At 46.8% G+C, this 25422-nt stretch carries 24 protein-coding genes; 6 read left to right on the top strand and 18 right to left on the bottom strand.

The genetic code is table 11. The annotated features are described in order from the left end of the window. Positions 1–6: 6 nt before the first annotated feature. The 6 genes from BS614_RS15585 to BS614_RS15560 form a co-directional block, all read right to left on the bottom strand. Positions 7–2082, bottom strand: coding sequence for a protein kinase family protein (locus BS614_RS15585; RefSeq protein ID WP_074094616.1), 2076 nt, complete (start codon positions 2080–2082; stop codon positions 7–9). A 158-nt stretch (positions 2083–2240) separates the two neighbouring features. Beyond that, positions 2241–2516 carry a WXG100 family type VII secretion target gene (locus BS614_RS15580; protein ID WP_017689071.1) on the bottom strand — a complete coding sequence of 92 codons (276 nt, stop codon included), beginning with the start codon at positions 2514–2516 and terminating at the stop codon, positions 2241–2243. Between the two features lie 185 nt (positions 2517–2701). Then, the gene (locus tag BS614_RS15575; RefSeq protein ID WP_017689072.1) at positions 2702–3250 is read right to left on the bottom strand and encodes a WXG100 family type VII secretion target; all 549 of its coding nucleotides are present in this window, start codon (positions 3248–3250) and stop codon (positions 2702–2704) included. A gap of 6 nt (positions 3251–3256) precedes the next feature. Further along, on the bottom strand, positions 3257–4087 hold the full coding sequence (locus tag BS614_RS15570) for a hypothetical protein (RefSeq protein WP_074094615.1): 831 nt from the start codon (positions 4085–4087) through the stop codon (positions 3257–3259). A gap of 16 nt (positions 4088–4103) precedes the next feature. Beyond that, positions 4104–8108, bottom strand: coding sequence for a type VII secretion protein EssC (essC, locus tag BS614_RS15565; RefSeq protein ID WP_074094614.1), 4005 nt, complete (start codon positions 8106–8108; stop codon positions 4104–4106). 54 nt (positions 8109–8162) lie between these two features. Next, entirely contained in the window at positions 8163–8483 is a 321-nt protein-coding gene (locus BS614_RS15560; RefSeq protein WP_074094613.1) for a hypothetical protein, read from the bottom strand. Between the two features lie 422 nt (positions 8484–8905). On the opposite strand from BS614_RS15560, the gene BS614_RS32140 reads away from it, so the two are divergent. Further along, positions 8906–9145 (top strand): hypothetical protein, encoded by a 240-nt coding sequence (locus tag BS614_RS32140; RefSeq protein ID WP_074094612.1) that lies wholly within the window; start codon positions 8906–8908, stop codon positions 9143–9145. Between the two features lie 122 nt (positions 9146–9267). Here the strand turns inward: BS614_RS32140 and BS614_RS31820 are convergent, their stop codons facing one another. The 6 genes from BS614_RS31820 to BS614_RS15530 form a co-directional block, all read right to left on the bottom strand. Next, positions 9268–9420: a hypothetical protein gene (locus BS614_RS31820; protein ID WP_167350850.1), complete on the bottom strand. Its 153-nt coding sequence runs from the start codon at positions 9418–9420 to the stop codon at positions 9268–9270. Positions 9421–9664: 244 nt separating this feature from the next. Continuing rightward, positions 9665–11140 (bottom strand): aldehyde dehydrogenase family protein, encoded by a 1476-nt coding sequence (locus tag BS614_RS15550; protein ID WP_074094611.1) that lies wholly within the window; start codon positions 11138–11140, stop codon positions 9665–9667. A gap of 170 nt (positions 11141–11310) precedes the next feature. Further along, the gene (locus BS614_RS15545) at positions 11311–11850 is read right to left on the bottom strand and encodes a GNAT family N-acetyltransferase (RefSeq protein ID WP_074094610.1); all 540 of its coding nucleotides are present in this window, start codon (positions 11848–11850) and stop codon (positions 11311–11313) included. Between the two features lie 113 nt (positions 11851–11963). Continuing rightward, on the bottom strand, positions 11964–12302 hold the full coding sequence (locus BS614_RS15540) for a L,D-transpeptidase (protein ID WP_017689079.1): 339 nt from the start codon (positions 12300–12302) through the stop codon (positions 11964–11966). A gap of 56 nt (positions 12303–12358) precedes the next feature. After that, the gene (gene rsgA, locus BS614_RS15535; protein WP_244898321.1) at positions 12359–13504 is read right to left on the bottom strand and encodes a ribosome small subunit-dependent GTPase A; all 1146 of its coding nucleotides are present in this window, start codon (positions 13502–13504) and stop codon (positions 12359–12361) included. A gap of 410 nt (positions 13505–13914) precedes the next feature. Then, the gene (locus tag BS614_RS15530) at positions 13915–14508 is read right to left on the bottom strand and encodes a DUF2087 domain-containing protein (protein WP_074096853.1); all 594 of its coding nucleotides are present in this window, start codon (positions 14506–14508) and stop codon (positions 13915–13917) included. 178 nt (positions 14509–14686) lie between these two features. Between BS614_RS15530 and BS614_RS15525 the strand changes: the two genes are divergently transcribed. The 3 genes from BS614_RS15525 to BS614_RS15515 all read left to right on the top strand — a co-directional run bounded on the left by BS614_RS15525 (position 14687) and on the right by BS614_RS15515 (position 16967). After that, the gene (locus tag BS614_RS15525; protein ID WP_074094609.1) at positions 14687–15685 is read left to right on the top strand and encodes a YpdA family putative bacillithiol disulfide reductase; all 999 of its coding nucleotides are present in this window, start codon (positions 14687–14689) and stop codon (positions 15683–15685) included. A gap of 5 nt (positions 15686–15690) precedes the next feature. Beyond that, positions 15691–16134 (top strand): DUF441 domain-containing protein, encoded by a 444-nt coding sequence (locus BS614_RS15520; protein ID WP_036609212.1) that lies wholly within the window; start codon positions 15691–15693, stop codon positions 16132–16134. A 320-nt stretch (positions 16135–16454) separates the two neighbouring features. Next, entirely contained in the window at positions 16455–16967 is a 513-nt protein-coding gene (locus tag BS614_RS15515; RefSeq protein WP_036609214.1) for a hypothetical protein, read from the top strand. A gap of 99 nt (positions 16968–17066) precedes the next feature. Here the strand turns inward: BS614_RS15515 and BS614_RS15510 are convergent, their stop codons facing one another. After that, positions 17067–17516: an NUDIX domain-containing protein gene (locus BS614_RS15510; protein ID WP_074094608.1), complete on the bottom strand. Its 450-nt coding sequence runs from the start codon at positions 17514–17516 to the stop codon at positions 17067–17069. Positions 17517–17572: 56 nt separating this feature from the next. After that, complete coding sequence (locus BS614_RS15505; RefSeq protein WP_036609218.1) at positions 17573–17869, bottom strand: HesB/YadR/YfhF family protein; 297 nt, start codon at positions 17867–17869, stop codon at positions 17573–17575. Between the two features lie 485 nt (positions 17870–18354). Between BS614_RS15505 and BS614_RS15500 the strand changes: the two genes are divergently transcribed. Further along, a complete protein-coding gene (locus tag BS614_RS15500; protein ID WP_074094607.1) occupies positions 18355–20100 on the top strand; it encodes an ABC transporter ATP-binding protein in 1746 nt (581 codons plus the stop codon). 12 nt (positions 20101–20112) lie between these two features. After that, the gene (locus BS614_RS15495; protein WP_074094606.1) at positions 20113–22203 is read left to right on the top strand and encodes an ABC transporter ATP-binding protein; all 2091 of its coding nucleotides are present in this window, start codon (positions 20113–20115) and stop codon (positions 22201–22203) included. A 191-nt stretch (positions 22204–22394) separates the two neighbouring features. On the opposite strand, the gene BS614_RS15490 is transcribed toward BS614_RS15495, so the two are convergent. The 4 genes from BS614_RS15490 to BS614_RS15475 form a co-directional block, all read right to left on the bottom strand. Then, positions 22395–23015 carry a YdcF family protein gene (locus tag BS614_RS15490; RefSeq protein ID WP_074094605.1) on the bottom strand — a complete coding sequence of 207 codons (621 nt, stop codon included), beginning with the start codon at positions 23013–23015 and terminating at the stop codon, positions 22395–22397. Further along, the gene (locus BS614_RS15485) at positions 23012–23557 is read right to left on the bottom strand and encodes a hypothetical protein (RefSeq protein ID WP_074094604.1); all 546 of its coding nucleotides are present in this window, start codon (positions 23555–23557) and stop codon (positions 23012–23014) included. The genes BS614_RS15490 and BS614_RS15485 overlap by 4 nt, the downstream gene beginning before the upstream one ends. A gap of 99 nt (positions 23558–23656) precedes the next feature. Then, on the bottom strand, positions 23657–24367 hold the full coding sequence (locus BS614_RS15480) for a hypothetical protein (RefSeq protein ID WP_074094603.1): 711 nt from the start codon (positions 24365–24367) through the stop codon (positions 23657–23659). Further along, positions 24364–25419, bottom strand: a complete 1056-nt coding sequence (locus BS614_RS15475) for an ATP-binding cassette domain-containing protein (protein WP_074094602.1) — start codon at positions 25417–25419, stop codon at positions 24364–24366. Before BS614_RS15475 ends, BS614_RS15480 begins: the two co-directional genes overlap by 4 nt. Positions 25420–25422 lie beyond the last annotated feature (3 nt).

Genomic DNA, 25422 nt, shown 5'->3' with positions numbered 1-25422 from the left:
GTTATTTTATAAGTTGGGCAACGTATAACTGGTGTTGCTCAGAAATTTGTTAATGGCACTCATTCGAGCGGCCACTTTGCCGACACCTTTGAAATAGGAAGCATCTGTATTGTAGAGATTTTTAAAATCACGGGCATACGCTTCCGCATTTTCAATCTTTCTGCCTTTTTGTGCGTTATACGTTTTATTGTAATGAGCAATCAGCGTGACTACATTCTGGGCTCGTTTTTTCTTGAGCGCGGCTTTCTGAGCAATCTCCTGCTGACGTTTAACTTCCGCTGCCGCTTTACGCTCCGCTTCCTGTTTTGCAAGCTTGGCATCATTCTCTTTTTTCCAGACCAGATAAGCTTCATATTTTGCCTGTTTATCGTACTTCTCTTGCTGCGCTCTCTTGGCAGCTTCTTTTTTCTGCTGTTCCTGCTTCACCAGATAGGCCTCATATTTAGCCTGTTTGTCGTACTTGGCCTGTAACGCCTTACGTTCTTCTTCTTTTTTCTTTGCTTCAGCTTCCTTCTGCTTGGCTTCAGCAAGCTTTTTCTTTTCCTCTGCGTCCAGTTTTGCAGCCTCTGCGGCCTTTTGCTTCTCCTGCTCTTCCTGCTGTTTGAGCGCAGCTGCCTTTGCAGCTTCAGCCTCTTCCGCAGCTTTGATATCTGCCAGTCGTGTGGCTTCCTGCTGTTCTTTCTGCTTTACCTCTGCCTGATCGGCGAGTATTTTGACCGTTGGCACGCCACCTGCCAGCAATACAATAAGCACAGCGGAGGAAATCATGAACTTTTTGGATCTGTAGAATGGCACAGGTACAGGTTTGTCTGTGTCTTCTTTTGGATTAAGCTTGGCATCCAGTTCCTTAATTGCAGCCTCGACTTCCATCTGCATCGCGCTGTTATGAGGAATAAAATGATAAAGCGAACGGTACACTTCCAGTGCTGCAGCCGGTTTATCTTCATCCTCCAGGGCTCTTGCTTGCAGGAACAGACGGTTCACAACCGCTTCCTGATCGGGAGAGTGCGGCGTTTGAGGACGGTTCCCGTCTTGCGTATTCACCGGTTCACTTACTGGTTCTGAGCTCTTTTTCAGATTCACATCAGCTTCGGACGGATTGGCAGCTTCTTCTTCCGACGTCACAGCAGCAGCCGCATTGGCCTGATCCACGTCTACCGCAGCCAATGCAACATACCACTCGCCAAACGTCGGACAGCTGCTCAGATCGTGACTTTCCCATGCTCGAATAAACAGATCGGACAGTTTGGAACCCCAACGTTTCTCAAGGGACTCTCGCATCGCATAATACCGTTCACTCACCGTTTGCATTTCATGCTGGTCAAAATAACTTTCGCCCCACGCTTTCTCTACAATCACAGGGTCCGACCAACTTAACATTTCAGCAATGATAACAGCTCCGGCAAATCGGTCAGCATATGAACTCCACAAACCGCTGTGCACTGTTCGATGGGCTGCATAACCGGGCGACCCGGCAAGCAGGGCATCCGGACGATCCATCTTGGAACCGTACATCTGCTCGACATCCACAAGTTCTACCGCAGACGTCTTCCCCAGGTTCTCCACTTCGGAAAAAAACGGAATCATTACATTGGGAGCGGACATATCGCAATGAGCCAGTCCACGTTGTTCCATAGCCGAACCCGTTCCAGCAAGCGCTCTGGCCAGCTTCAGGCTCTCCTCAGCCGTCAACTGTCTCTGATCACTAATTACATCGAACCAGGTCTGACCTTGCACCCATGGCATCAACACCGCATATAACAGATCGGGATGTTTTCCAATGAGCGCTCCGTTTCTTTCCGGAGTGAGCACATCACGCTTGCATACCTGCAAACCTGGCAGTTCACTATAAGACTCCATATGCTCAGACTGATATACCATAGCCGGAATACGGAATTTAGGAAAAAAGACTTTTAGTGCTTTGGCCCCATGAAGGGAAGCATTTCGGGGTAACAACTGATAAACAATCCCCTGCCTTCCGGCTTGGGCATAAGCCAGACCCGGCGCAGCCGGATGTTGCCCAATCGTATAGGCAATGTCGTTAATCACCACTTCATCCCCGGGATTTGGTTGAAAAGACATGCTTATCCCTCTCTCTGTCCTAGTGTCATAGTTGCAGCAAAAACCGGGTGTTGTGACAACGCCCGGTTTTTGCTGTAGTTGTACATCTTCAGCTTGCTATCCACCTATAATTCAGGGCGAATTCAGACTTCACATCGGCCTGATCTATGTAAAGCAGATTAACGAGCTTGGTCAGCTGTACGGAATTTGTTAGCAATAGCTGTAAGTTCAGCGCTGATGCTGTTCAGCGTTTGAACGAATGATTGCATTTGTTTGCTAGCTTCTTGGAACTCCTGGAAGAAGCGTTGCTTTGTCATACCTTCCCATTGTCCTTCCATGCTTGTGATGGATTGAGTCAATGTAGATACGATTTGCTGACTTTGCTCACCGCTTTGTTTAAATTGGTTGGAAACCTGATCAAGCTGCTCTGGGGTAACTAAAATACGTCCTGCCATTGGTAAATTCCTCCTTGGTTTGTGCAATTAAATTTTGACTTGTTCAAATTGTACTATACCAGGATCGATCGGACAAAAGCCGAAGGACCTAATCCTATTTACCCCATTTTCAGCACTTGAAACTTCTCCTAACAGCCTATTTACAAAAAAAATTCACTTTCTGCTGTTACTTTTATTCACCCTGTTCAGGAAACAACAGGCTCGGTCCCTCTTCTTCCCCGAAAGGAAGGATCTGTGAATCTCCATGCTACAGGCTCAGGCTGCATAGCCTGCACCAGTGTAGCCGGGGAGCCATCAGGCGGAGCGGCATCCTGTACACGATATACGGCCGCCATTGCGGAAAGGGGATCGGATACTACAGCTACAGTTGCAGAATGTGCAGGCATGATTTCTCCTGTACGATTGTTCTGAAGAACATTCAGCATATTGACCGCATTACCATAGGCTGTGTTCACATGACTCAGCACGGAACGATACTCCATGTCTGCCTGCTGGAATAACAACGCTTTGCGTCCCAGCTGTACGCTTAAGTCCATTAATCGACGCAGCGCATCCTCGCCCAGTCGTTTACTGTGATTCCATTCATTCATCACCGCTGCGCGGGATTCAACCTCCCACTCCAGCGAATGAATCGCCTGATCCAACACTGTCATCTTTTGCTGTATTTGCTCCGCTGCATACTGAATCTGCTTGCTCAGTGCCCGAAGCACATCCGGTTCCACACGAATGCGCATTTACCATCACCTTTCCTCTTCCCCTGCAGGCTGTTTAAGCCAGTCCAGCAGCATCTCGTGAAACTGTTCTCTAGTCGTCAGTGCTGCAACTAGCCAATCATCTGAAGCCGCAGTGCTCATCCGGAACAACCAGTTGGATACCGCACTTGCAGCAAAGGCTGCCGACTGCGACTTCCACCCATCTTCATTCCATACGAGCAACCTAAGCTCCCCGTCTGACTCCTTACCCACCAGACAGCGTGCCAGTGCAAGTGAGCCCTCAGGATCACTTGTCTCCTGTTCAAGTTCCTCTGCTACGGTCTGTACCCCGCTGTTTTCGAGCTCATTCATGACATCATAAAATTTTTTCTTGGAGCACATTAGGGCCGGTTTCTCCGCAGGAGAATGGCCGCTCCATTTCATCCGCTCTATCAGAACATCAATGGCTTCACGAACACTTCCCAGATCGCTGAGCCGGAACGAGTCCGGTACGTCGTCAACACGGGAAACTTCAACGACCCGCTCATCCGTGCAATGGATATAACTCTCATACGACTTGCTGTTGATCGTGTAGCGAATCCAACAAGCTCTGTCGGACAATCCGGCAATGGCTACCCTCGAGAAAACGGTCGGTGTCATGATCAGCTCATCGGTATCCTGATCCCGAATCAGATATCCTTTGTCAAGCAGGGAGGTTTTGACACGCTCCCACTCCATCGCGATATCCTCCGCCATATAGCCGCGAAACGGATCTTCCACACCAAGCAGTCGGTCTGAACCGAGAATACCAGCCAGGAAAAAAAGTTCCTTTGTTTGCAACGTGACTACCTTTTGCTTAGAATCATGAACCGTCAACATTATGAGCCACCTCCCCTCAAACTACAACATGCCATCGGTCACGAATTTCAGAAATCCAATCGGTCATTTTCCAGCTGTCATCACATGGAACTGCACCTTTAACCCTGGAATATTTACGTTTTACATAATAACCTTGACCCGGAGGCAGTACCTTCAGCCCACCTGAACTACCTCCAGATTCGGAATAAGGTATACGGAAGAACGAGAGATCGTTAGGGTCTAAAGTCCCGAACAGCATTCCGCTCTGGGAAGCCTTCACATCCGTTACCCAGTCAGAACCAAAGGTTGGGAAGTCTGCCGGAACCCCGGATAGAATCACGTGTACACCGCGATCCCTTCCTTGACGAACAATCGCTCCCAATTGATCTTTTACATTAAAATCGTTTAGTTGCTTGGACAAGGTGTCCGCATCGTCGATGACGAGCACAAGTTCCGGTCCACCAGAAATCTCGCCTCTTTTCAGAACTTCATCGTACAACTGTTGAATCACAGGTGCAAGCTGTTCTTCTCGCGATACATGTCCACGGACATGGGGCAAACTGCTGATTTCCCCCAGCCCACCTGAGCCATAACGCATATCTACTGTGTATATTTGTACAGCTTCCGGAGAAGCATGATAAGCCAGTGATAACATCCATGTCAACAAAAATGTTGTTTTACCGCCTTCCATCGGACTCGTTACCATGAAATGCGGACCTTCACGCAGATTAAGCTGGAATGGTTCCAGATCATCCGTAAGCAGTCCCACAGGGACAGTTACAGACGATGTATCCCAAGCCTGACCATATGATCCTGTCCGAATGAGCAGATCCTTGAGTTTGATCTCTTCCGGAAGTGGAGCAATCTGCGGCGCTTCTTCCCCTGTCCAGCCTTGGCGAATCTCAGCAATCGTACGGCGCAGTGCCGATGAACGCTTGCCCTCATCTGCCCCGGAAGAAGGCAATGCCGCCTGGAACATTAATGGAGGCACTTGGCCTTTGACCAGACCTCTTCCTGGCGGAAGTTGACTTGGTGCCTTGGAAGGTCTTCCCACGGCATAATAATAATCGCTTGGATCGGATAACTCAAATGAAACCGCATTGGGAATATTGCTTCTGAATTTTTCAAATACATCGGTTACCCGATTGGCAGTGAGCACAAAGGTGATACCCAAACTTCCGCCTTCACGCAGGATCGTCTCCAGAAGTTCATTTTCTTCCGGATAGGCATTGCGGAATGAAAGATAACCATCAATAACGACCACAACCTGCGGTACAGCCGCGTGAGCTGTCCGGCGGTACGCCGAAATCGTTTTAACACCCGCCTCCGAGATGATATCTTTGCGTTGTGCTGACAGCTTGAGAATATAGCGGAATAACCGCTTGATCCGGTCTTCCTCTTCAGCCATCATCACGCCACCGATCTGAGGTAGTGCTGCAAAGTCCTTCATCATGCGGCCCATGTCGATAATGTAACCATGCCAAGGCTCAGTTCTGTGGGAACGGGCCAGAGACATAAGCAAGGTCTGAACAAATGTTGTTTTGCCCAGTCCTGGCATACCGTACACGACCAGATGGCCTTGATCTACAGGCAATGCAAGCGGTTGTTGGCGCTGATTCGGGAGATCATCCAGCAAACCTACCAGTGGTTTCAGACCACTCGCCCCGCCATCAAGCAGCAGATCCCGATTCTCTTCTTCCTGCCATTCCTGAAGACCTTCCCATTCCAATGTCTCTGGTAAAGGTGGCAACCATGGTCCTGGCAAACGACGGATACCCGCATCCGCTGCAGACTTCGCAACATAATCAATAAATACCTGAAGCTGTTTCGGAACATCTTCACCTTTGAGAACGGCTCTGCGCTCTCCGGTTAACAGAGGCTCCCGCTTACCGTTCAGGCGCACTTCCATAACAGGCAATACCGTTGTTGAATCCTCCTGCTGGTTATAAGGTGCACCACTCCAGGCAAATTGCATTTCTTCAAACACTTCATCACTACCAACCTGGAAATATCCACGACCAGGCTTTGTAATCCATGCAGCATTTGGAATCTTGATCATGTCCCTGCTATCTCCCTCACTTTGTACGCGAAGGCAGATCCGGAAGCGCGAATTACTCCATATTTTATCGTCTACAACACCAGCTGGCTTTTGGGTTGCCAGAATTAGATGAACCCCAAGTGTCCGGCCAATGGCCGCGATACTGATCAATTCATCCATGAACTCCGGCTGGTCCCGCTTCAATTGAGCAAACTCGTCAATGATAATAACCAGATGTGGAAGTGGCTGTTCATGTCTGGAGCGCAGAATCTTGTAATATTCATCAATATGCTGGAGGTTTCCCGCATCATTTAATATTTTTTGCCTTCTGACCAGTTCGGCCCGAAGTGAGATATTTGCCCGCTCGATCAGATTTCCATCCAGATTGGTGATCGTCCCCACCACATGAGGCAGATCAACAAATGTATTGGACATCCCGCCACCTTTATAGTCAATCAGCATGAAAGCCAGATCATGTGGATGGAATTCAGCAGCGAGTGAAGCTACGATGGACTGGATGACTTCACTTTTACCTGAACCGGTTGTACCTGCAATCAGACCATGGGGACCATGACCCTGACGTTCAATTTTGTCATGCAGGTTTATCGCAATTTTTTTGCCGCCAGCGCGTACACCCATTGGTACAGGCAGCGTATCAGGATATCTCGTCTGTCCCCATCTGGACACCACATCCAAATCTTCCACGCGTGATGTGCTCAGCATATCGAATAATGGAAGCACTTGTGGGATATCTGAAGCAGATGACCGCTTTAACCGGATCGGTGACATATAACGGGAAAGTGCCTCTGCCATCTCCTTTGAGATCACATCAGGCTTGTACGTTTGTTGAATAACATCTGCATCTTCCGTTTTTTTGATATACACCCCTTTGCCCTTGGAGGCATCCATAATCAACTGACAATGCATCGGCAGAGACTCTTTGCGATTAGCCAGTATGATGGTGCATACATCAATCTCGTGAGCCGACTCCAGCAGCAGCGGAAGCAACGGTTCTTCTTCAATTAATTGCGTATCGGAGAGAATTACAACGTAACACGGCGTTTGTACGCTTTTCTTGTAGCGGTCTTCCTTATTGTTACGACGCCGGTTCAACACGGAAAACAAGCTGTCCGCCAATTGATGCGCACCGCTGTGCCTGTCGGCCATATAGCGTTGTCCTTGGTCTTCATCCCAGATATGGGGCATCCAGCGAAGCCAGTCCCATTCCTTGCTGTCCTTTTCTTCATAGAAAGCAGCAAGCTTCAGTTCATCCGGGGAATGGCGTACCGTCAGTTGTGAGATGATGACTCGCAGGGAAGCTAGTACTTCCTCCCGATCACCGACAAGTCCCATAACCTTCGATTGGAACAAAGGCAATGTAATGGAAGCATCCGGTACCGTCTGGAATCCAGCCGCAAGTTCATGGGCCGCTTCAATCAGCTCATCCTTCTCGTAACCATCAATCCGCGGAACCTGAAGTTTGATTCGGAATGGAATCTCTCCCGTACCAATGCGCACCTGAAGGAAATCATCATCCTCTGGTGAACGCTCCCACAAGGAACTGTTCCGGTTCTTCACCACTTGAAGACACACACCCGGATCACCATGAATTTCGTATAGACTCTTCACTTGCTCCGCCTGAGCTTCTTTCAGTTCTTCCCGGTGTTTGTCCAGTTGGGCAAGATACATTATTTTTCGTTCTTCCAATTTTTTGCGATATGATTTCTTGTTGCTCAGATACACGAAGAATGGAATGGTGTAAGAAGTAAGCATCATCATGACCGTCATCATCTGAAACATCATATAATTGCTGTTATTCATTTTGCCGGTCATATTGATATATACGTAGAAACCAATGCTGACCATAGTCATCATGATCGGCACAATAATGGATATCATGGAAAACGTGGGTTTGCTCGGTTCTGTTGGAGGCCTGAGTATTTCGAGTCTCTCTTCCTTGAGAACCGGTGTCATTCTTGGAGAACGCTGATATAACACATTCACGAAGAGAAGACCTCCTTTAGTTCGTTCAATAATGAATGTATACGTTCAAAAGCCCTATTCGTTGCTGTCCTGCTGAAACAATGAACGTCTTCCATATACAGGCGCTTCTTCCGAAGTTGTTGAAAAAGCCCGCTGGACACGTACGCAACTGCCTTGTCGCAACCCTGTTTCCATTAACTGCTGTGCGTTCTGCGGAGAGAACCACAGACCTTCCGGAAACTTGGCTTCAAGGATGTACTGAATGCCGTCTCCCGGTGCCTGTCCAAAAATGCGAACGCCGAGTAATGTCTTCAAATGTTCAATGGTACATTCGTCCGGAACATCGATGTCGAACCATTCTCCTTCCTCGCGGCCGGAATACACGGTTAGAATCATCCGAATCCCTCCCATGGTCTCATATGTAAATTGTCCTAATGTCAGATTAAATCAAAAAAAAGAGAATGAATCGTTATATCAACCCTATTTTCTTACATAAACACCCTGTTTGCAATGTACCACTTGTAATTTTGTTACATATGACCCACGTATATATTAAAATATCGTACATTCGACTCAGAACTTTTGTGGCAGTTATGCAATTTAATATTGCGAGGATACGAAAATTATCGTTTTTCGTTCCATTTAAATGGTAATTAAGTTACGTTTTTCAGGACTTTTATTCCTTCGCTCACAATTGAATTGTGAACACTTTTCAAACATTACCCACCTTTATGTTTTCATAAGCTGATTTTAAGGTAATTTTAAGCATTGGAATTTAATATTAGCTGTATGAAATAACAACCGTGAGGTGATTTCAAGTGAGAACCCTAATAACCTTTCAAAACAAATCAATCCCTGTATATTTTAATCAAGAAAACAAACAACCTATGCAGAAGACATTAAGATTGCTTAGCAGTGCTCTTGAGCATAAAATTAGCAACGGTAAACGCGCCATTCAAAAATGTCTGCATTCTTTAATTAGTATTGAGATTGTTAATGGAGAAGCCATTCTCCACAGTCGAAGTGAAAACGACTCCCTTGCTTTATCGTTATATTAAAAGGAGTCAAGTAAGACACAGTCATTACAAGACATGAAAAAGGAAGCTGTCGTTATAGACAAGCTTCCTTTTTTGAGTTGTATACACGTTAACAGCGGATCGCAATTATTATCAGCCATCACTCAGTTCAGTTTGCTCAGGACATAGGCGGCATCATGTTCTTCCGCAATCTCGGCTTTACGAATACGAATGACAAACAGCCGAACCAAATTGGCACGTGTATGTTCTTCCTGACAGGTATTCAGTTTCCTCAGAATAAAGCGGTCAATGGACATGAATTTAAGCCCCTTTGCCATTGGATTTACGGATCGATTCTTCCGTGTATCCATAAATAACCAGATAGCGTCAGCCCCAAACAGCTTTTCCACTCTTATCTTAAGCCGTACTTTGCCGAGGTGTAATATTGTGCAAAAAGCCCGTCCCACCAAGCTGGAGACGGACTTTCGCATGATTTGTCGATCTTTTTGTAACCCACTCTAATCATTCATAGTTGCCCCTGCTAATTTACTCTTTTTCGACTTATTTCACTCCCGGATATTCCCGATATTGGTGCTGAATGCTGATCCAACGCGTACGTGTAAACTTCTCAATGGCCCAATCCCCACCGAAACGTCCAATCCCTGAAGCTTTTTCACCGCCAAACATCACATGCGCTTCATCGTTCACAGACTGATCATTTACATGCACCATACCCGATTCAATGCGCTGGGCAACCCGATATCCTCGATTCAGATCGCTGGTGAATACGGAACCACTAAGTCCATAAGGAGTATCATTCGCCAAACGTACAGCTTCCTGCTCATCTCGAGCCTTCATGATCACTGCCACGGGGCCGAATAATTCCTGCTGCACGATATCTTGTTCAGGTTTAACATCGGCAAGTATAGTAGGAGACAGCACACTGCCTTTACTGGTCCCCCCGAGCAATAATCGTGCACCTTCGGCCTTGGTTTTGTTCACAAGCTCCAGCAATCGTTCTACCTCTTTTTCCCGAATGAGAGGACCCACAAGTGTTTTGGCATCCGCCGGATCGCCTGCCTGGATATTCTTCGTTTTGGCAACAAATGATTCGACGAATTGGTCGTAAATATCGGCATGCACAATGATACGATTCAGCGCCATGCAGATCTGTCCCTGATGCAGAAACTTGCCAAAGACCGCCGCTTCGGCAGCACGTTCAATGTCCGCATCTTCCAGCACAACCATGGCGTTGTTGCCACCTAGTTCCAGTGCAGTTTCTTTTAAATGTTCACCCGCCAGTTTACCGATCCCTTGTCCAACTTCTGTGGAACCCGTGAATGAAATTACTTTGGGAACCGGATGAGCGACAAAGTAATCCCCGATCTCGTTGCCACTTCCCGCAACGACATTCAGCACGCCCTTAGGCAGACCAGCCTGTTCAAACAAATCGGCAATGAGCCAACCTGCCGTAATCGGAGTGTCTGATGCTGGTTTAATCACGACACCATTACCAAGAGCAATCGCTGGGGCTACAGATCGAAGGCATAGATGCAAAGGGAAATTCCATGGCCCGATAACACCAATCACTCCCTTCGGCTCACGAACCACACGGTTCTCTTTGCCAGGGGTATTGGACGGGATGATCTCACCCTTCATGCGATAAGGAAAAGATGATGCTTCGTCCACAATGCGTTTAGCCGCTGCAAACTCCGCCTCCGATTTGATTCGGGTACTCCCGGATTCCGTGATCAACAGTTGAATGATCTCCTCTTTTCGCTCCGCCATCAGGGATGAAACTTTACGCAATACCTCTTCTTTCGCAGCAGGTAATGACTTCGCCCATTCAATTGAATTTTTCTGAGCTGACTCATAAGCCTTATCTATGTCTTTCTTATTGGAAGAACGCCATGTGGCAATAACTTCTCCCGTATAAGGATTGATATTCTCCATTGTTTTCTCACCGGAGCCATCTACCCAGCTGCCATTAATATATTGTTTCGTCCATGTTGTATGTTCAGTGTCCATTAAAGTCATGTGAATACGCCTCCTGATCAAGATTAAATGTCACACCTGCACAACGGTGTAATACATCATTAACCTTGTTCAGAATTACGCAAACGTTAAGACCTGAATTAGCTCTTCCATTCTTTAAACTTAAGGGAAACAATACAACCCACACTATTCTCTCACCATCTGGACGTCTTTCAACAGTCGGGCAGGCTCTTCTCTCCAAAGAGGCTCAAGTCTTCCCATCCGTAGCCAACTTCGATCAGATCTTGACCACCAATGCGGAGGGACTGTTTCTGGACTGGAGTGCCTCCCATCTTTTCATAGAAGTGGCAAGCTGAATTACGCTCCAAAGCCCATATGATCAAACGTTTCATATTGTGGGTCTGCAGATGATGAACGACATGTGTCGCCAGTTGCTGACCTATCCCCGTTTGTTGCACTTCCTTCAGCAAATATATAGCATACAACTCTCCATCATAAGGTGATTTGCCTTCACGCTCCTTACCCCCACAAGCAAATCCGACAATGTTCCCATCAGGCTGTTCAGCTACTACCAGGATCTGATCCTTTTCGCCAGAACGAATAGTCTTCTCCCACTGAGACAATCTTGACTCTATAGTCAAATGATCCAAAAAATCGTCAGGCACAATTCCCCGATACGTTGTTTTCCAACTCTCCGTATGTACATAAGCTATCCCCTGCGCATCCCCTTCACGCGCTGGCCTGATCAGCATAGCTATCACTCGCTTTCTCTCGTAACTGCCATATTTTTACCATATTATATGTTCTTCTTTCTATAATTCCAAATTGATCCATTGAACTACCTCTTATAAAGTAAAATCCGGCCCTACGGCCGGATCGTTACCCTAGTGCCTACAGATACCTTGGAAGACAGATCCAGTACATCCGAGTTGTACATGCGTATACAACCGTGGGAGACAGATTTGCCAATAGACCAAGGCTCATTGGTTCCGTGTATCCCATAATGGGGAGCAGACAACCCCATCCACAACACGCCAAATGGCCCACCTGGATTGGATTGTTTGTTAACAATAGTGAACTCCCCGTTTGGAGTCTGTGTGAGCATCTTGCCAGTGCCCACGGGATAGCCCTTGATCACCTGATTGCCATCCAGAAGATATAACATGTGGTCAGACAGATCTACAATAATCCTGTAATCCGGCATAATGACATCCCTCCTGACCTATCTTATGCAAGGTGCCGGATGATGCCCGCCTGATTTCAGGCTTCCTCCCACTCTTTCACACTACGGGAGTGCTTGGGTTTGCGACTATTGGCCGGTTTGCTGGAAGCGGTACGCCTTCTGGATGCCACTTCTTCCTTTCGTTGCTGATATTGCAATTCCTTCTGCATTTTCAGATAATTATTCAGTCTTTTTTCATCCAATGAACCATCCTGTATGGCCTCTTTCACTGCACATTCAGCTTCCCGTGTATGACTGCAATCCAGAAATCGGCACGTGGCGGCAAGTTCTTCAATTTCTCCAAACGCATGTGACAGCCCATCATTGCCCTCATCCCAGAGATTAAGCTCGCGCATTCCTGGAGTATCGATCAATACGGCTCCCTGTGGAAGTACAAACATCTCCCGGTGTGTTGTCGTATGTCTCCCACGACTGTCTCCCTCGCGGACGGATTGCGTAAGCTGCACATCCTCACCCATCATCCAGTTCACCAGCGTAGACTTGCCACTGCCAGAAGATCCTGTGAGCGCAACAGTCAGCCCTGGCTGCAAGTATCGTTCCAGTAAGGATTTACCTTGACCCTCCACTGCAGATATCGCAAGCACTTCAACACCTGGGGCTATTCCTTCCACACTTCGGATCTGTTCTTCCACATTGTTGCACAGATCACTTTTGCTCAAGACAATTACTGGCCTTACGCCACCATTCCAAGCCATCATCACGTATCTTTCCAGTCGTCTAAGGTTGAAATCATGATTAAGTGCTGCCACGATTAACAGTGTATCTACGTTTGCGGCGATTAATTGTTCCTTGGTCACTGGACCTGCCGCCTGTCTCGATACCCTGCTCCGACGGGGCACCAGATTGTGAATAATTGCTTCTTCACCTGCCTGACCTGTAATGGCCACCCAATCTCCAACCGCTGGTGCCAAGCTGGTCTCCAGACTATCATGACGCATTCGGCCCGAAATTCTTCCCCAGCATTCTCCCTCTTCTGTAATCAAACGTTGCAGATGTCCATGGTCTGCGATAATTCTGGCTGGCTTTTTCTCCTGCTCTTCCATCCCTGTCTCTTGCCACAGTTCCTGCCACTTTGCTGACCAGCCGTACTTCTCAATATGGTTATCTAAAATAAAAATTCCTCCCAAAATAAGTTGTTTACTTCGTTCAAGCCGAGTGAACAATCATCTCCGGTTCAGATCAAAACAAAAAACCACGAGTAGAAATACACCCGTGGCAATAAGTAGTTAGCCGAATCAAAGATCATCCCTTCTTGTAGATCTACCGGATAGAATACTTAACCCTCCGATATAAACAATTCAGGAACACCCTTTATCGGCAAACAAAAAAGCCACGGGTGCGTCACCGTGGCTTCATCTGAGCATGCGATACTTCACGTTACAATGGATACTGCTATCCAGCTAACGCAAAATTACATGCTTTGATCCGTTCCGGAGACGCTGTTCATATTCAAATTAACGTATACTGCATTTAAATTTGTCATAAACAATCGCCTCCCTTGTAGAATTATCCATTATGTTACACACTGAGCTTTACAGTTGTCAAGCCCAAACTTTTTTTACCACCAGCTACTCTATTTGATCTGATCCCAGCGTGTCCACATTTCCTTCGGATTCAATTCATAGATATCCTCTTCCCGATACATGAACTGATGCATGATAAATTCCCGCCGAATCGTGGCAAAGTCTTCATGGTATTGCTTTATAAATGTATTGATTTCTTTTTCCGTATACTTCCGACCACATTCAAGCTGCTCGACCAGATGACCAAGTACAATCAGTTTTTTCTTGTATTGAGCCGGAATCTGACGCAGTCGTCCATCTTTAGAGAAAAAATTCCTCATGACCGACGCTTTCAATGTTTCGTTCACATCACTCATATCCGCAACCTCCTCTCGATCAAAGATAAAATCAACCGAAGCCTGTGCATTCTCACGGATAAACGAAGGATTGAGTGTGAAATACACTGTATTTTTCTCCCGTCGTTCCTTAATCAGCGCCGCCTCTCTCAGCTTGGATGCATGATGTGTCACGGTTGGCTGTGACAGATTCAGCCGCTCGGCAAGTGCCTGTCCGTGCAGTTCACCCTGTGCCAACAACAGCAGTATGCGAAGCCGGGTCGGGTCAGCCAACGCTTTATGATAAGCCACAATTTTCTCCAGCTGCATCATCGTTCATCTCGCTTTCAATTAGATATATATCTAATTTGATATTAGCCTTTTCTTCTCTGCACGTCAACTCCTTTGGTTTCAAGTAAGCCTGTCTAATTAAACTCCACGCTTGAACTGGCATTGGCTCGTTATTTACGGTAGGATTATATTGCTTGAAATAAGGAGGATTAAGAACATGGAAGATGTCATTATTATCGGCGGAGGCCCATGCGGTCTGTCTGCTGCCATTGAATGTGAGCGGCTGGGACTGTCCGCTGTGATCGTTGAGAAACACAATATCGTTCAATCTATTTATCTGTATCCAACCCATATGCAGTTTTTCAGCACAGCCCCGCTGCTTGAGATCGGAAACGTTCCGTTCAGCACACCTAATGATAAACCGTTTCGTTATGAAGCACTTGCCTATTATCGCAGGGTAGCCGAACATTTTGGTCTGCGTGTTCATAACTATGAGGAAGCCCGTGAAATTAAACGCAAGGATGATGGTACGTTTGAGGTACATACGCTCAATCGCCGCGGGGAGGCCATCGTACATGTTGGACGCAATGTAGTTGTAGCTACCGGTTATTTTGACCATCCTAACTATCTGGGCATCCCTGGAGAAGATAAAGATAAGGTAACCCACTACTTCCGGGAAGCCCACCCGTATACCCGTACACGTGTCGCCATTATTGGCGGAAGCAACTCAGCCGTGGATGCGGCCATGGAACTGGTTCGGGTCGGAGCACATATTGATATGGTTTATCGCGGCAGTGGTCTGTCCCAGCATATTAAACCATGGGTACGTCCGCTATTCGAGAGCATGGTGACAAAAGGTCATATCACACTCCACCTGGAATCACGCGTGAATGAAATACTGGATGATTCGATTCGTCTGATACACACGGATGGTTCCACTCGGGAACTGGATAATGACTTCGTACTGGCAATGACCGGTTTCCGTCCAGATCGTCAACTACTCACGTCGGTAGGTGTGGAGATGTCTGATGATATGGATAAACCTCTATATGATGCACAAACGATGGAAAGCAGCGTACCTGGTGTATATGTGGGCGGAGTCATCGCTTCGGGGCGTAATGCCAATGAAGTCTTTATTGAATCCGGGCGCTGGCATGGACGTTACATTGCGGAACATATCGTTAGCAAACAACGTGGACAGACTGAAGGGAAATGAAAACAATGGATATGACTTCCCTGCTGTTGCTCGTATTTGCGGCTCTCGGGATTATCAGCAGCAACACACCTGTGACCGTAGCGATGGTATTTCTGTTGTTGCTACGAGTCCTGAACCTGAATCAGGCATTTCCATGGCTTGAAAAATACGGACTTACACTGGGCATTATCATTCTGACCATTGGCGTGATGGCACCTCTTGCCAGTGGAAAGATGAGTCTGCAGACGATCGGTGAGTCTTTCCTGCACTGGAAGTCCCTGCTCGCCATTGGCGTAGGATTACTGGTGGCATATCTCGGAGGACGTGGCGCTACGCTGATGGGTACACAGCCAACTGTCGTTGCAGGGCTGTTAATCGGAACGGTACTTGGGGTTGCCCTATTCAAGGGTGTACCTGTGGGTCCATTGATTGCGGCGGGAATTTTATCATTGCTGCTGGGCAAATCCTGATTCAAGTTGTGAAGGTTGTGACCTGACATGCTATGCAGATTGGCTGTATTTCCCACCGTTGTGTGATATACTTCTATTCATGCAAATTATGTACACGAGTCTACAGCAGAATAATCCACATTAGAGGTTGTTCAAAAAGTCCGCTTTTGATTACGAAGGATGCCTAGAGGCATCATCAGCATCGAATATGGAATTCAGCCGAAATGTCTTCTCGGTACTGAAAACCGTCCTATTTGAACACGTACTATTATGGTTATGCTGTTGCATAAACGTATAGATTCACTTTGCAACTATTAATGGCGCAGGAGGATTAAGGAACCATGTCACGTCAGTTTATTACAGAAGCCGTGATGGTGGCCATTTACGGTCAATTGCTAGCGCCGCCCGCGCCTGTTGAATATATTGTTCCTTATACCACCATCCTTGAGCTATATGAATTCCAGACCAGTCCTGATCCCATGATGGATAACCCGGCAGATGATCAGCATGTGAAATCCAAAATCAATGAAATGATTTCTTATTTCGAGGAACCGCTGAATAAGAAAAAAATAGAGCGTGCGTTACTTGTTCCATGGGCCAAAAGCCCCTCCATTTTATTTGGTGACCAAGTATCCATTGCCATTATCAATGCAATAGATACGGCACAGTACGGGGAGTATTTCGATCCCATTGAGACCGAACTGCTGCTGACATCTCAGCGCCTGAGTATCCCGATTCTCACCGATCAGGTTGAACTGATTGCACGCATAATTGAGTCTGAATCACCTGTACAGGTATTTGATATTGATGATTTTGATTTTGCAATGGATGATGAACCACTGGATCAGGTGTAATTCATGCTCTGAGCACTCGAATCGGATTTTAAGAAAAAATGACCTTGGCATCCACTGTATCGTGCATGCCAAGGTCATTTTTTTGCGTCAACACTTATTTTATTCTGCAATATCCCGCGCTAACAGGATTCGGCTAAACTGATTAAGAGGTGGTAACGACTCCAAAGCAAAAAACTTCAGACCTGCATCACTATTTACACGCGACTCCACAAGGTCATCCTGAATGATCTCTGTCCGGAACAGGGCAATGACATAATACTCTTCATCTCCGCTTGAATGCAAATACCGAAGGTCAGGCCCCGAATAGAGACCTTCAAGTGTCATGGTATCAGCAGTCCAACCTGTCTCTTCCCATAACTCCCGATGTGCAGCATCTTCAATAGCCTCACCCGGGCGCATCTCACCTGCTGGCAACCGCCAGTGACCATGTTCAGCATGCTGAATCAGCAGTAATTCACCTTGTTCGTTCTCAGCCCGCACAGCCGCTTTTACAACAATATGAGAGCGTTTTGCGATATACTGAGCCAAATCTCGTGGTGGCAGATTCACTGCTTATCCCCTCCTCCTACTCAGAAGCCGGTGGCGACCTGTAATCCATCTATTGCTTAGACTTCCGTATAACGGTATTCGATATCCTGACCTTCATCAACGATATCCACATGCAGTTGGTGGCCTTTCAGATACCAATAATCGTGATCTTCCATAAAAAATTGAATCCCCGACACTTCGGTTTGATCCGCAGGATGTCTTGGTTTCTCCACAGCAATACCTAGCGAAAATCCAGGGTGAAGACCTCCGCCAGAGCTATAACGTGCAAAAAATCGAATGCTGTCTCCCTCGTTCAAATTCAGCTCTTCCTTGTACCAGCGAGCAGCTTGATCGGATACATGTATGGTACTCATTTGGTGTCAGCTCCTTCTGTATATATATGTTCCATCATATCTCGACAGGGACTTGAATACAAACCCGAGTGACCATATAAAGACAAAATAAGTTGTGAAAAATGTTTGACAGATTGTAAAAGCCGGTGTTAAGATGCAAACATACGAGGTCTACATTGTATTTATTTCCAAAAAAAGAAAGGGTGATTACGGTGTTTAACAAACATATGATAGGTCAATTCAGCACACAACTAAATACCGGAGCACACCCGAAATCATTATTCCGTTCATAAGTCGGCATGACAGGCGATCTTTCATTAGAATCTCTGTGATGTTTACTCACAATCGAACTTATATATGGTGGCGGCTCTGTTCTCTGAGCCATGCTGCCGTATGATTATATGAAGACATACCGCCTGCGTGCGGTATGTCTTTTTTTGTGGGTACATTTCGGCATTCATGAACGGAATTTGCATTTCTCGGACATCGAAAGGAAGGGATAACACTTGTTCTCTGTACTTAAAAACCTGGCCTGGTTCTTCCGGCTGGAACGCAAACGATACCTAACCGGTGTCATTTTGCTTATTCTGGTGGGCATTGCCGAACTGCTGCCTCCTCGTCTTCTTGGTAATGCCATCGACGAGATTGTGCGCGGTTCCATTACCGGCACCTCACTTACGCGTTATATTTTGCTTATTCTAGGAACGGTCATCATTATCTATCTGGTTACATACGTTTGGATGCACAAACTGTTTGGTGGTGCCAATCTGGTGGAGCGGCTGCTTCGTTCACGCTTTATGGACCACTTGTTACGGATGACTCCTCCCTTTTTTGAGAAAAACAGAACAGGAGATTTGATGGCTCGGGCCACCAATGATCTTCGTTCCATTGCCACTACAGCAGGCTTCGGCATGCTGACCTTAACAGACTCTACAGCCTTTCTGGCCACCGTATTGTTCGCCATGGGTTTCCTGGTTAGTTGGAAACTGACCTTGGCGGCAATCCTGCCATTACCTTTTATCGCCATTGCCATGATGATCTATGGTAAAGCTGTACATCAACGTTACACCCTGGCACAGGATGCATTCGGAGATATGAACGACCAGGTGCTGGAATCCATCGCCGGGATTCGTGTCGTGCGTGCTTATGTGCAGGAACGTCTGGACGAGAAACGGTTCGCCGACGTGACCGAAGATGTGTATCGTAAAAATCTGGCTGTTGCCAGAATGGATGCCCTATTTGAACCCACCATCCGCCTCTTCGTTGGACTCAGTTATGTGATTGCACTTGCCTACGGCATATATCTTGTATTTCATAATGAAATTACCCTGGGGGATCTCGTATCGTTTAACATGTACCTGGGGATGATGATCTGGCCCATGTTTGCCATCGGTGAATTAATTAACCTGATGCAACGTGGTAGCGCTTCGCTTGATCGGGTCAACGAGACTTTATCAGTAGAACCTGCCGTACAAGATGTGGAGCAACCTGCTCACGTTACGAATCCGGAAGAAATTGCGATGCAGGATGTTACATTCCGTTACCCAAGTTCCACTGTCGACAATCTCAGTCACATCAGCTTTTCGCTACGACCGGGTCAAACATTGGGTGTTGTGGGTCGTACGGGTAGCGGTAAGTCTACTTTGCTCAAACAACTGCTTCATGAATACCCTGCCGGTTCGGGCACATTAAGTATCTCGGGTCATCCGATTCAGGATATCGCCAAAGATGACTTGCACAGCTGGATTGGGTACGTACCACAGGAACAAGTTCTGTTCTCCAAATCAGTTCGTCAAAACATTCAATTTGGTCAACCTGGGGCCAGTGATGAAGTCATCATGGAAGCCATTCGTACCGCCGCTTTTGACGGGGATCTGGGGACTTTGTCCGATGGACTGGATACACTCGTTGGTGAAAAAGGAATCTCTCTGTCCGGTGGACAGAAACAGCGGGTATCGCTGGCGCGTGCCTTTATTGCTAATCCTGATATTCTGATCCTCGATGATGCCTTATCTGCGGTCGATGCACGTACTGAAGCCAAAATCATTGAAAATATACGCAACAAACGCTCGGGCAAAACCACGCTGATCTCGACTCATCGCCTGTCTGCTATTGAACATGCTGACCGAATCATCGTACTGGAGCACGGGAAAATTACGGAAGAAGGCACTCACCAAGAATTGTTAGCCATGAACGGCTGGTACCGTGAACAGTATGAACGGCAACAGGTCGAGTCCAATCTGTCCACGTAGGAGGTCAATTCATTGAAGTCTAATACAGGCAAAAGGCTGCTTGATTACGCCTTGAAAGCCAAAGGAACATTTATCGCTGCATTAATTATGCTTACTATTGGTGTTGCGGCCGAGCTTGCCGGGCCGTTCATCGCCAAATCCATGATCGACAATCACTTGCTCGCGATTGAGCAGCCTTTCTATGAGACGACAGCTTCAGATGAAGCTGCAGTCTACAACGGTAAGAATTACAAACGCGAAGGCTTGTTCGAACCGGATGAAAACAAAGGTTCCGAAGTGCGGGTATTACAAGCCGGCAGAAGTTTTTATTTTGTAAACGAACCGGTCAGCGCACCTGACGGGGACCGCACATATACGGATGGAACCCTCACGGTTACACGCGCAGGTGAGGTAACAGGCCAATATGCGGCAACACCCCTGTCCGCTGGTGAACTGTTTGCTTTTTACAAACCGGAGATGCCCAGCATCTATCAATTAATTGTGTATTACATGATCTTCCTCGTGATCTCGGTCATTATGGAGTTTGGTAAAACTTTCTGGCTGCAATCCTCGGCCAACAAGGTCATTCAAAGACTGCGTAACGATGTGTATGCCCATATTCAGCGACTGCCGGTGCACTTTTTTGATAACCTGCCCGCAGGTAAAGTTGTATCTCGGGTCACAAACGATACAGAAGCCGTAAAAGATCTGTTCGTTGCTGTTCTTTCGAACTTTTTCTCAGGAATCATCACGATTACAGGTGTGTATGTTGCACTCTTCCTGCTTGATGTTCGCCTGGGTCTAATCTCATTATTCGTTGTGCCGATGCTCATTACATGGATTGTGCTCTATCGCAAATTCGCTACTCGCTACAACACGATCATTCGATCCCGACTGAGTGAGATCAATGCAATCATTAACGAGTCCATTCAGGGGATGTCCATTATCCGCGTATTCCGCCATCAGAAACAAACCAAACAGGAATTCGAAGATCTGAATGATGACTATATGAAACACCAGAACAAAATGCTGAACCTGAATGCCTTCACCTCACACAACCTGGTTAACGTATTACGGAATATCGCCTTTGCGGTTGTCCTGTGGTACTTTGGTTCCAGCGTGTTGGATGGCACAAGTATTATCTCCCTGGGTGTTCTGTATGCCTTCGTTGATGTTCTGGGTCGCTTGTTCCAGCCAATCACCGGTATGGTGAATCAACTCGCCAACCTGGACTCCTCCCTCGTATCTGCTGGTCGCGTCTTTGAGCTGATGGATGAAAAGGGAGAAGCTGTAACCGATGGCTCTATGCCAAGATACAAAGGGAATGTTGTCTTCGATGATGTATTCTTTGCCTATAAAAAAGATTACGTGCTTCACAATATCTCGTTTAAAGCATCCCAAGGTCAGACGGTCGCTCTGGTCGGTCATACCGGTTCGGGTAAAAGCTCAATTATCAACCTGCTGTTCCGGTTCTATGATCCGCAAAAAGGCAAGATCACGATTGACGGTCAGAATGTCAAAGATCTGCCTAAACAGTGGATTCGCGAGCATATGGGGATTGTATTGCAGGACCCGTATCTGTTCACAGGCACCATTGCTTCCAACGTCAGTCTCGGCGATGAGAAGATTTCCCGTGAACGAATTGAACAGGCGCTGCGTGATGTAGGCGCTGAACGTATCCTGGCTCATTTGCCTCAAGGCTTTGACGAACCTGTCATCGAAAAAGGAAGTACATTGTCCGCTGGACAGCGTCAATTGATCTCCTTTGCTCGGGCACTGGCGTTTGATCCGGCCATCCTCATTCTGGATGAAGCGACTGCCAATATTGATACGGAAACGGAAGCATTGATTCAGAATGCACTCGAAGTCCTCAAAAAAGGACGTACCACCTTCATCATTGCTCACCGTCTCTCCACTATTCGTTCGGCAGATCAAATTCTGGTTCTGCATCGTGGGCGTATCGTTGAGCAAGGTGCACATGATGAACTGATGGAGCTTAAAGGCCGCTATTATAAAATGTATCAGCTCCAGCAAGGTGCGCAAGCAGCAGCGAGTGCAACCAGCGAGAATCCGTCGGGTGAGATCATTCCAACCTCAACCTCCTTTGCCGGAGGCAATGCATAACAGAGTAAAACAGAAAGCTCTTTAAGTAACCAGTCAAAAATGATGTACTTGACGGCAAAACAAAAACCGATCTACACAACTACCTCAGGGTTTGCGGTGTAGATCGGTTTTTTGTATTTTCATCGGGATTCATGTTCCGTTACTGTTTATTTCGTCCAGGCAAAAAAACAATCCGCGTGCAACCTCATGGGCTACTGCGGATTGTCTATCCATCCTTTGATTGTATATCCCATGTACATCACGGTCTCTCTTGCGAGAAAAGGAAACTTGCTGCGCCAGGTTCGATACGCCGTCGTTCGTGTCGGAGAGGGTACGGCATCCATACCCAGTCCAGCAGCCAGCTTCATGGCTCGTTTCATATGTAAAGGATCACTCACAATCGTATACGTTTGATAACCGGCCTGTTCACCGATTGGAATTGAATTGACCAGATTCTCCTCGGTAATTCTGGATGTGGTCTCAATGCGAATGTCCGCAGGATCTACTCCATGTGCGATGGCATACTTCTGACCCACTTCAGCTTCCGTATGTTCTCCATCACCACTTGATCCACCTGTGAAAAGCAGATTACGAACGGTACCCTGACGGTATAGTTCAATCCCGTGTTCAATACGTTCGCGAAATACAGGTGAAGGGTTATCCCCCGCCACGGCTGCGCCCAGAATGATTGCTGCATCCGATATCCTGGATGAATCCTCATCCGTATATGCTGATATACGAATTGCGGTAACCACAGTCCACAGGATTCCAACTAATACTACAGCCAGAACCGTCATTAATATCCAGCGTTTCGTTATCCGTTTGCTTGTCATTCATCCTCTTCCAAATCCCTTGCTTGCATACTCTCGGTATGCATACGCTCCAGCGTTTGCAGAGCTGCTGCCGATTCGGCATCCAGACCAAGCTCTGCAATCCAGGCACCCGTATATTGCTGAAGACGGATCTCCAACTCCTGTGCACGGTCTTTGAAATCCTCCAATTCCTTAATCATGCGTGATCGTCCTTCCGGACTGAATGTCTCGTGAATTCGTTCCTTGAAATAATGATGTACGATACGGTTACGTTGCTGCCATAACTCATTCAACTGGCGAGTCTCTTCCTCAGAGAATGTAAAATGATGGCGCACTTCGTGAATGAGCTGCCCCAGTGAACTGCTCATCTTTCGTTCGTACAGATCTTCCAGATCCTCTTCAGACACAGCTTTGCCCTGAGACATTTTCATTAATAAAATCAGATTGACCAGCTGCTGTTCAAGCGCCTGCCCGTAGTACACTGCCAATCCGTAATAGGCAAACAATTCCCTGGAGTGTTCGCTGTCCAGCATGTCACCATTCTGGATATCTGTATTTTGCATATGCGAGCGCCCCCTTCAACCGTACAATGTTAACCATTCCATGTCCCTCTATCCTAACCAAACCAAGAGCAACATTCAAGTTATCGGGAAGCGCGTCTTCTAACTCCGCAGATCTCTTCTTCCGGACAGCCACACATGGATGATTAGTAACCCTAATGCATAGAGCACAGTCCACAGCATAACCGAAACAAAAGAGTCCATCTTTGATTCATCAAATAACATCATCTCACGAACCAGATAAAAAGCTGGTGGAAGAATGCGTCCAAGCCATTCTAACGATTCAGGCAAACGTTCACCTAAGGAACCTTGGATAAACGATAGTAATAATACAATAATGAGGGCAGGCATACTTCGACTAAGCAAGGGAATGTACGATTTTTGAAAAAATACACTAATGCCTAATCCCAGCAGTGATAACCCCAGATGTCCTAACCAAGTCATCATCCACTCCTCACCTGTGGGTTGTCTCTCGAACATTCCCGCGAACACGGGATACAGCACAGTGATTGCGGTGAGCATAAATTGCATTATCCAGGCACAGATGAGTTGACTTGTTACAACCTTACGCCTGCTTCCTGTATGAAGGACAAGTAATTGATACTGCTTTGCAGGTTCGGTATTCATCACCATTACTCCGAGCCAAGCAGCTGCCAGAAATAACAGCATAGCCGTGACACTGTAACTGTCCGCAATAGGGTTGGGTTTGTAGGAATAGATCAGCAGCATGGCGATGATATAAAAGATAACCGGTGCAAAATATTTCTGTGAGCGAATGTGATGCCTTAACAAATATCGGGTCTGATAGATCATTTGGCTTCTCCCCCCGCATCATCCATGGAAGAGCTTAAGTCCACAGATTCTGTGACACCTCCACGCCTCGCATGTACAGCTGGATGTTGTCCTTCCAGCAGACTTTCCATATGTAATTGACTTTCTTCCTGTTGTACAGACACAACCGAACCTCCGGATGCCAGAATCATTCTGAGGACATCATCTGTTGATTGTTGAACCACTTTCCAATCCCACAACCAAGCATTGGATATCTCCGAGCTTGTATTACGAACTAAAGACAGTACTCCCGGTTGTTGTACAATCGATAGATCGTTAGCCAGATCCTCTCCAGCTTTCGTCAGACTTTGAATACGTACAACGGGTTCGCCAGCTTGTAGTATATCTTCACGACTCCAGTAGCGGAGCACGCCGCCTTTCTTCAACACAATCACCTGGTCTGCCAAACGTTCAATAAGCAACGGTTCATGACAAGCTGTAACAATGGATGTCCCTTCATCCTTCCATTGTCGCAATAAGGATACAATGCCCTCTTGAGCTGGAATATCCAAGCCCGATAAAGGTTCATCCAGTAGCAAAAGACCACCCGGTCCAGGTAACAGGGCCTGAATCAAATTTACTTTTTGCAGTGTGCCCTTCGATAATAAGGGTAACTTCTGCTCGATCGCGGTATCCAGATATAAAAGTTCACTAAGTTCTCTAATCCGCTCACGCAGTATCTCGGGGAGAATGCCCCGAATTCGACCCATGTCCCACAAATACTCTCCGGAGGTAAAGGGTAAACGTGGCAGGCCATCTACTGCATACCCATCAGAACCCTTCATTGTGCGCTGGATCGATCCTGTATCGGGTAACAAAATACCTGCCAACATACGTAGCAACGTACTTTTGCCAGAACCGTTTCTGCCAACAAGTACAGCACATTCTCCCTGCTTCACTTCCAGATTAATTTCATTAAGTACTTGAGCATTACCTATTCGCTTGCTCACTTGTTGAAGCAACATACCTCGACCTAATGAGTCTGGTACATCTTGATTGGCTTTCTTGAAAAGTCCACGTTTACTCCTTATCACCTG

The organism is Paenibacillus xylanexedens, assembly GCF_001908275.1.
Lineage (GTDB): Bacteria > Bacillota > Bacilli > Paenibacillales > Paenibacillaceae > Paenibacillus > Paenibacillus xylanexedens_A.
The sequence above is the reverse complement of the archived record's forward strand: the minus strand, read 5'-3'. Positions and strand labels throughout refer to the sequence as shown.

What these genes read in the sequence shown, in the direction of transcription:
- BS614_RS15585 (WP_074094616.1), bottom strand. Translation starts at nt 2,082, where the DNA reads ATGTCTTTTCAACCAAATCCCGGGGATGAAGTGGTGATTAACGACATT.
- BS614_RS15580 (WP_017689071.1), bottom strand. Translation starts at nt 2,516, where the DNA reads ATGGCAGGACGTATTTTAGTTACCCCAGAGCAGCTTGATCAGGTTTCC.
- BS614_RS15575 (WP_017689072.1), bottom strand. Translation starts at nt 3,250, where the DNA reads ATGCGCATTCGTGTGGAACCGGATGTGCTTCGGGCACTGAGCAAGCAG.
- BS614_RS15570 (WP_074094615.1), bottom strand. Translation starts at nt 4,087, where the DNA reads ATGTTGACGGTTCATGATTCTAAGCAAAAGGTAGTCACGTTGCAAACA.
- BS614_RS15560 (WP_074094613.1), bottom strand. Translation starts at nt 8,483, where the DNA reads ATGATTCTAACCGTGTATTCCGGCCGCGAGGAAGGAGAATGGTTCGAC.
- BS614_RS31820 (WP_167350850.1), bottom strand. Translation starts at nt 9,420, where the DNA reads ATGTCCATTGACCGCTTTATTCTGAGGAAACTGAATACCTGTCAGGAA.
- BS614_RS15550 (WP_074094611.1), bottom strand. Translation starts at nt 11,140, where the DNA reads ATGACTTTAATGGACACTGAACATACAACATGGACGAAACAATATATT.
- BS614_RS15545 (WP_074094610.1), bottom strand. Translation starts at nt 11,850, where the DNA reads ATGCTGATCAGGCCAGCGCGTGAAGGGGATGCGCAGGGGATAGCTTAT.
- BS614_RS15540 (WP_017689079.1), bottom strand. Translation starts at nt 12,302, where the DNA reads ATGCCGGATTACAGGATTATTGTAGATCTGTCTGACCACATGTTATAT.
- BS614_RS15530 (WP_074096853.1), bottom strand. Translation starts at nt 14,508, where the DNA reads ATGCAGCTGGAGAAAATTGTGGCTTATCATAAAGCGTTGGCTGACCCG.
- BS614_RS15525 (WP_074094609.1), top strand. Translation starts at nt 14,687, where the DNA reads ATGGAAGATGTCATTATTATCGGCGGAGGCCCATGCGGTCTGTCTGCT.
- BS614_RS15520 (WP_036609212.1), top strand. Translation starts at nt 15,691, where the DNA reads ATGGATATGACTTCCCTGCTGTTGCTCGTATTTGCGGCTCTCGGGATT.
- BS614_RS15515 (WP_036609214.1), top strand. Translation starts at nt 16,455, where the DNA reads ATGTCACGTCAGTTTATTACAGAAGCCGTGATGGTGGCCATTTACGGT.
- BS614_RS15505 (WP_036609218.1), bottom strand. Translation starts at nt 17,869, where the DNA reads ATGAGTACCATACATGTATCCGATCAAGCTGCTCGCTGGTACAAGGAA.
- BS614_RS15490 (WP_074094605.1), bottom strand. Translation starts at nt 23,015, where the DNA reads ATGACAAGCAAACGGATAACGAAACGCTGGATATTAATGACGGTTCTG.
- BS614_RS15485 (WP_074094604.1), bottom strand. Translation starts at nt 23,557, where the DNA reads ATGCAAAATACAGATATCCAGAATGGTGACATGCTGGACAGCGAACAC.
- BS614_RS15480 (WP_074094603.1), bottom strand. Translation starts at nt 24,367, where the DNA reads ATGATCTATCAGACCCGATATTTGTTAAGGCATCACATTCGCTCACAG.